Here is a 6,650-nt window from a genome sequence, read left to right as displayed (position 1 = left end):
GGGCTGTTCTTGAGATGGCCTGATCATGTGTCACGAGTGCTCGTCTGATCGTGTGGATCAGGCGGGCTCTCTTCGTTTCCGGACCCGTAGCCGTGCTCGCCAGGCGGTTCGAGGCCGGTGCGGCGGTTGTGGCGAAGGGCTCGGGTGGTGTCCGGTCGCGTCGAGGGCAGGGCGAACCGGCCGGTGGGCATGCTCGCGCCGGCTCGTGGAGATGTGCTGCCGGGACGGCCTGGGTTAACAATCTGTTCAGGGCCGGTCGGGCGGAGGTCTGCCGCTGTTGCCGGTGGTGTCGTCGATGCCCGGTTCGGCCGGGAGGCCGTCCCCGGTGGGGGACGACGGCCGGGGTTCAGGGTTGTGGACCTGCCGCCAGGACAGCAGGATCTTCTGGTTGGCGACGCAGACCATGAGGGCGACCAGGATGGTCTGGGCGACGCGACCGTGGGCGAGCCGGTTGGTCGGGTCGGCCAGGTTGATGACCTGGCCCTTCAACCTGCCGTTAATGCCTTCGGTATTCGCTCGGATGGCCTTGAATGCGCCTTTCCAGACCGGGCTCAGGTAGGGCAGGTCCTGGCGGAGCTTGTCCTTATGGCCGAGGTCGCCCGGGCGCAGGGTGATGGTCTGCTGGGTGCAGATCGTCGGCAGGCACCCGTCGTCGCTGCCGGTCTTCGGCAGCAGGACGGTGGGCTTGGCGGCGGCGTGCGCGGCCCGCTGCCGTGCGTCGGTCAGGTCGATGCGGGTGCGCGGGCCGCGTGCCGCCGCTCTGGCCTGGGTGAAACGAGGACAGTTCACCGACGGGGCGGTCCCGGCGGCCGGGCACTGCAGGCGGAGTCTCCCCTCGGCGTCGGAGGTCTGCTTGACCTTGAGCAAGTACGGCCGGCGCGCGTGGATCAACGCGGTGAGCTCGTCGTCGGGAGCACGGACGGCGGCGTCGTCGAGGCCGGTCGTGGCGTGCAGGAGCGGATCGGGCATCAAGGGGCAGGCCAGGTTGCCGTCGACCAGCAGCGCGCCGTGCACCGAGCCCTGCAGCCCGCGCTGCTCGACCCTGTAGTCCAGGGCGAGCCGGTAACCGTAGGCGCGGGCGGGCCGCGCGAAGTGGTCGGCGCTCTGGTCGGTGTAGGCGCGGTCGACGGCGAGCGTGCCGGTGGGCAGGCCGAGGGAGGCGATGGCGTCCAAAGCGGTGATCGCGGCCGGGCCGACGCGCCGGTGCGGGGTGTCGAGGACCAGGCCGAGCGCGAGTTGCGGGTGGGTGCCGAGCGTGTCGCGGGTGCGGGCGGCGGTGGCGAGGGTGGCGCTGTAGCCGAAGGTGGGCGGGCCGTCGCCGGCGCTGTGGTGCCAGCCTGCGGTGATCTCGATCGACGCCACAGGTTGACCTGTGGAGCGGCGAAGTCGCGGTGGTCTGGCCCAGGTGGGGATCGCGGTGGCGTCGATTCCGACGTCCCCGCCGTAGTGCGCGAGATAGCCGCGGCCTCGGGCCCGGCGGACCGGGGTCAGCACGAGCCGGGTCACGATGTCTTGCAGCAGGTCGCGTTTGCGCTGGTGTTCGGGCTCGTCGTCGTCCCAGGCGGAGGTGTAGGCGTCGGCTTCGGCCGCGGTGAGGCGGCGGCGCCGGTCGACGCGGACGACGTCCAGCCCTGTGGTGATCTTGTCGAAGGTGCGGTAGAACCTGCGCGACAGCGCGTGCTGGGCGTGCCGGTCATCAGGGTCGATGTCGGGGATCTGATGGCGTCGGCGCGTGGCCGGGCTGAGACTGAAGGCCATCAGCCGCCAGGCGTCCGCGAGCTGAGCGCTGCCGGTGTAGTAGACGGCGAGCAGCAGGCCGAGCAGCACGGTGCGGACCGGCATCCCGGGAGGCCCGGGCCGGTGCGCGAACTCAGTCTCGATCACCTCGATGACCCCGGTGTCGGTGAGCAGGTCATCGAGGTGGGCCGCCATCGCGTCCGGGATCAGCAGGGGCGCTTCGGTGACCGGCCGGGGACGGCAGGCGGCCACCCGCGTCGTGCGGGGACGCGACCCGTCCGCCATCAGCGGCCGCGCAGCAACTCGGTGGCGGTGCGGGTATCCAGAGGCGGGACGAAATGGCTGTAGCGGGCCAGCGCGCTCGGGGCGAGCCCGGCCGCCGCGGCGACCACGGTCAGGTCGATCCGCGCACTGAGCAACTCGACGATCCAGCCGGCGCGCAGCCGCCGCGCCGACAGCGGGGGAAGGGCTCCGGTCGGCCGGTGCGTCCAGGTCCACGAGGCCACGAGGTTCTTGGCGTAGGCGGCCGTCCGGCCGGGCCGGAACAGGTACCGGTCCCCGCCGGTGAGCGCGGTGTCGGCGGCGACAGCCAGGTCGTGTTCGAAGGCCGCACGGGCGACGATCAGCCGGGTCGTGCCCGGCGCGGCGACGATGACCGTCCCGTCGTCGAGGACGCGCACATGGCTGCCGCGGACGGCGGCGAGTTCGGCCGAGGTCAGTCCGCACCCGGCGGCCAAGGCGATCAGCGCGAGGGCATCGCTGCGGGTTTGGCCGCGAAGGTGGGTGGCCCACCCGCGCAGCCGGGCCAGTTCGACCGGTGTGTAAGGGGCGGTGCGCTCGCTGGGGGCGCTGAGTGCGACCGGGGTGCTTTCCCCATGCTGTGCCCAGGTGAGCGCGGCGCGGACCTGCCGCAGCCACGACCGGTAGGTCTGCGCGGTGCGCGGGGCCAGGTCGGCGCATCCGGCCAACACAAACGCGTCGATCGTCTCGTGCCGCAGCCACACCTCCGGGTCGGCGGGCAGCCCGTGCCCATGGCACCAGATCGCCAGCCGGCCGACCGCGTGCAGCAGCCGCTCGATGCGGTAGCCGACCCACGGTGCGGACGCGGCCACGGTGACGCGGACCTGATCGGCTACCGTCTCCCAGCCGGGCGGGGCGTTGCGCGGCCGATAGCCAGTGATCTTCGCCGAGGTGTCCGGGTCGAGGGTCACACTCCATCCATAGCGGCTGGACAAGCAGCCGTTACAGTCGCGGGTGACATCCACCGATAGGAGAACTTCGTGATGGTCGGAGGACGCGCACGCTCGGCCGCCCCGCGGGAGCTGGCCGAGGACCCGCAGGCCTGGCCCTACGCGGACCTGACCCCTCATCCCGCCGCCGCCGTCGTCCAGGCCATCGCCGCCACCTTGGCCGGCATCCTGGCCGAACGCCGGCTGAGCCTGCGCGGCCTGGCCGCCGCCTCCGGCGTCAATCGCCAGGCTATCGCCGACCTGCTGGCCGGGCGGTCCTGGCCGGACGTGGCCACCATCGCCCTGCTGGAGACCGCACTCGCTGCCCGGCTGTGGCCGGAGGGCACCTCGGCGCCCCGATGACGGCGCCGAACGCCGTGACGACCTCGACGGCATGGTCGAGCCTTCCCTCCGCCGCCCCGGAAACCCGGACATCCGGGCATAGCGGCCGTCGTTTGGCTCGACAGCCTCCAAGCGATCACCTAGCGCGTTACGCTCGGAAGGCGCGAGCCTTCAAAGAGTTAGGTCTTCTGGGCGCTCACGCAACCCGGTGCCGTCGAGTAGCAGCTCGGCGGCACCACTTTTCGATCCGGTCACCAGACCGGCACGTCGGCTCAGTCCGTGGCGGTGTCCCCCTCGCCGGTGAACCCGTTCACTCCGGATGCGATCGTGAACAGGCCCTGCTCGCGCTCGATCAGCCAGCCATCGTTCACCAGCCGCTTGAGCCGCGCGCGCATCCCCTCCACCCGGCCACGGACGTCCTGCTGACCCAGCGCCCGCACCACATCGCGCGCCCGCAGCGGCTTGTCGGAACTGGCCAGCAACACCACTGCCTCCTTGCGCAACCCCCGCAGGGTCGGACGAGCCGATCCGGGAGCCTCTCCGGGCCCGGCACCGTGCGCGGCGACGTCGTCGTGGCGGTGACCGTAACCGGCGGAATCACCGGGCTTTGCATCGCCTGGCTCGGCGTCGGCCGCCAGCACGGCCAGTTCCTCACGCGCGATGGACAACCGCTCCAGGCGCCGCTGCGCGGCGGTCAGCCGCTCCTGAAGCTCCTCCAGCTGCCGGGACAGCTCGGCGCATTGCTGCCGTGTGGCCTCCTCGGCCCGGCCCAGCCTCGCCAGCAACGACGTCACCATCGCCTCCCTCGCAGCAGCCCCAGATCATCGCCATCACTCAGCGCATAGATGCAACTCCACACTGTAGGCGGCGATGGCATCGCTGACCCCCAAGACTGCAAGATCCCTCACCGACCACTCGAAGGTGGAAGCAGGATGAGGACGGCGCTGCGGCATCGGGGGCTTAGGTAAGCGTCCCGCTCAAGGAATCCCCGAGAGTGGTCGTCATATACAAAACGCTGCGCCCGGATCGCTCGCGGGCGACCAGCCCGCTCTCGCGCAGTACGCGAAGGTGTTGTGAGACGGCGCTGGGCGTGATCTTGAGCGCTCGAGCCAAGTCCGTCGTCGTTGCGGGGGACCGCAGTGCCTCAAGCAGTTCGGCTCGCGCCCGCCCGAGCAGCCGGACCGTGCTGCCGGCGGGCGCCTGCGTTCCGGCGGTCCACAGCGCCCCGACGCCTCGTGCCGGATAGCGCACTGTGGTCTGGGTAGACGTCCTTTTCTTGATCAGCACGTAGGGTGAGCCGAGAACAACCGGCATGAGCACCAGCCCACCCGGACCGCGCTCCACGACACGCTCGACCCGCCACCGTGCTCCCCCCAGCTTCAGCTGACCATCGCGCCAGCTCAGATCCGGATGCAGGTCGGCGAACAACCTTTCGGCACCGCCCGCGGCCATTTGCTTGGCCCGATGGATGACATCCGCATCGAGTACGGCCCGGATCCGTGACCAGTGCGGCGCGATGAGCCGGTCGTGTACCGCGCGCAGTTCCGCGGCGATCGCACGCAGTCCCGCCGCCGGCTGTTCAGCAAGCGCGGCGGCCGATGCGGGGAGGTCTTCGCCGAACACGCGCCGAAGGCTGATCCGCACCTGAGATGCGGGTGTCCTGCACAACGCGGCAAGGTCGTCGTCGATGGATCCCCCCGAGCCGAGCGGGGCGGGAACCAAGAACTCCGGCCAGCCTGGCCGGTCGCTGATGATCAGTGGCCATGTATGCGAGAGATCCAGGGGAGTTTTCGCGAGCTCATCCCTCGCCCACCGAAGCCACCGCAGGTGGAGCGGGTTCCGATCAAGATCACCCAGCTGCTGCAGGCCGGACACGGTCTCCGACAACGGCGAGATCGCGAACCGGGTCGCCGCCAACTCGCTCACACCGAGATCGATCGTCAGCGCCACGGATCGATTATGTAGCACTCGCCTAAATCCTGTCGTGACGGCGCCTGGCACCTGAAGATCACCCCATGGCACGGAACATGACGCAACGTGAGACCGAACCACGCTTGTCCAAGGACTATTGGCGGTTGTGGTGGGCGACCGGTATCAACAGCGTCGGCGACGGGGCGTTCACCGCGGCTGTTCCGCTGCTGGCCGTCACGGTCACACGCGACCCCCGGCTCGTGTCGATCGTGTCCGCGGCGACATACCTTCCCTGGCTGCTGCTGTCCCTGCCCGCCGGTGCGCTCGTCGACCGGCACGACCGCGTCGCCCTCATGTGGCGCGCTCAGGCGATCCAGGCATTGATCGTCGCTGTCATCGCGGTCCTTACCGCTTTCGGCCAGATCAGCATCCCGGTACTCGCGATCACCGCCTTCGGACTGGGAGCATGTACGGTCGTTTTCGCCAACGCGGCGCAAGCGGTGCTGCCGGACATCGTCGCCGAACCGCTGCTGCACAAGGCGAACGGACATCAGCAGGTAATCACCACGGTCGGCATGCAGTTCGCGGGGCCACCGGTCGGCAGCCTGCTGTTCGCGGTCGCCGTGGCGTTGCCGTTCGGTGCGGACGCCGCCTCCTTCGCCCTGTCCGCCGCGCTGCTGGCGACGTTGCGCAGGCGCAGGCGCGAGCGGATCGAGCATCCACCGATGCGGACGGCGATCGCGGACGGCCTGCGCTGGCTGGCCCGTCACCGGCTGCTGCGCACCCTCGCCATCCTGCTCGGCGTCAACACCTTCTGCTTTCAGCTCGGCAACGTCTCCCTCGTCCTGCTGGCGACTCAGACGCTGCGCCTCGACGCGCCCGGTTACGGGCTGCTGCTCGCCGGCGCCGCGATCGGCGGTCTGCTCGGGGGGCTGGTCAGCGCGCGCCTCGTCCAGAGGATGGGCGAGCTTTCTGCGCTCCTTGCCGCGCTCATCACGAACGTCGTCATCTTTATCGGGATCGGGCTGAGCCCCAACGTGATCGTGCTCGGCGCCCTGCTCGCCGTCAACGGCTTCGTCACCACGCTCTGGAACATCGTGACCGTCAGCCTCCGGCAGCGGATCGTGCCGTCCGAGCTGCTCGGCCGAGTCAACAGCGTCTACAGGATGCTCGGCTGGGGACTGATCCCGCTCGGGGCGCTGGCCGGCGGGCTGGTGGCGCACCTATTCGGGCTTCGCGCGCCCTACCCGGTCGCCGGGGTGTTGAGAGGAATCGCCTTGCTCGTCGCGATGCCTGTACTGATCCGTGCCATGCGTCGCTGAACCTCCGCAGGCCTCGTGGGGTAACGGTGGGAAACGATCAACGCTCTCGCGGGAAGCGATCTTCCGTACCCAGTCTCAGCCGCTGGCCAAACCCATTCGTGAACACCCC

At 70.1% G+C, this 6,650-nt stretch carries 6 protein-coding genes; 2 read left to right on the top strand and 4 right to left on the bottom strand.

Annotation, left to right across the window (positions count from 1 at the left end):
• Positions 1-246 precede the first annotated feature (246 nt).
• Both IEZ10_RS38320 and IEZ10_RS38315 read right to left on the bottom strand, forming a co-directional pair.
• The gene (locus tag IEZ10_RS38320; RefSeq protein ID WP_189251399.1) at positions 247-2,022 is read right to left on the bottom strand and encodes a hypothetical protein; all 1,776 of its coding nucleotides are present in this window, start codon (positions 2,020-2,022) and stop codon (positions 247-249) included.
• On the bottom strand, positions 2,022-2,948 hold the full coding sequence (locus tag IEZ10_RS38315) for a hypothetical protein (RefSeq protein ID WP_229812097.1): 927 nt from the start codon (positions 2,946-2,948) through the stop codon (positions 2,022-2,024). Before IEZ10_RS38315 ends, IEZ10_RS38320 begins: the two co-directional genes overlap by 1 nt.
• Before the next feature lie 72 nt (positions 2,949-3,020).
• Between IEZ10_RS38315 and IEZ10_RS38310 the strand changes: the two genes are divergently transcribed.
• Positions 3,021-3,329 carry a helix-turn-helix domain-containing protein gene (locus IEZ10_RS38310; RefSeq protein ID WP_189251397.1) on the top strand — a complete coding sequence of 103 codons (309 nt, stop codon included), beginning with the start codon at positions 3,021-3,023 and terminating at the stop codon, positions 3,327-3,329.
• Positions 3,330-3,580: 251 nt separating this feature from the next.
• On the opposite strand, the gene IEZ10_RS38305 is transcribed toward IEZ10_RS38310, so the two are convergent.
• Positions 3,581-4,102 carry a hypothetical protein gene (locus tag IEZ10_RS38305; RefSeq protein WP_189251396.1) on the bottom strand — a complete coding sequence of 174 codons (522 nt, stop codon included), beginning with the start codon at positions 4,100-4,102 and terminating at the stop codon, positions 3,581-3,583.
• Positions 4,103-4,268: 166 nt separating this feature from the next.
• A complete protein-coding gene (locus IEZ10_RS38300) occupies positions 4,269-5,258 on the bottom strand; it encodes an ArsR/SmtB family transcription factor (protein ID WP_189251395.1) in 990 nt (329 codons plus the stop codon).
• A 65-nt stretch (positions 5,259-5,323) separates the two neighbouring features.
• Here IEZ10_RS38300 and IEZ10_RS38295 point away from each other — a divergent pair, with 65 nt between their 5' ends.
• Positions 5,324-6,541 (top strand): MFS transporter, encoded by a 1,218-nt coding sequence (locus IEZ10_RS38295; RefSeq protein ID WP_189251394.1) that lies wholly within the window; start codon positions 5,324-5,326, stop codon positions 6,539-6,541.
• Positions 6,542-6,650: the final 109 nt, after the last annotated feature.

Origin of the sequence: Streptosporangium pseudovulgare (assembly GCF_014648055.1) — a bacterium.
Taxonomy (GTDB): domain Bacteria; phylum Actinomycetota; class Actinomycetes; order Streptosporangiales; family Streptosporangiaceae; genus Streptosporangium; species Streptosporangium pseudovulgare.
Note: the sequence above shows the minus strand (reverse complement) of the source record. Positions and strands in the feature narration are given on the sequence as shown.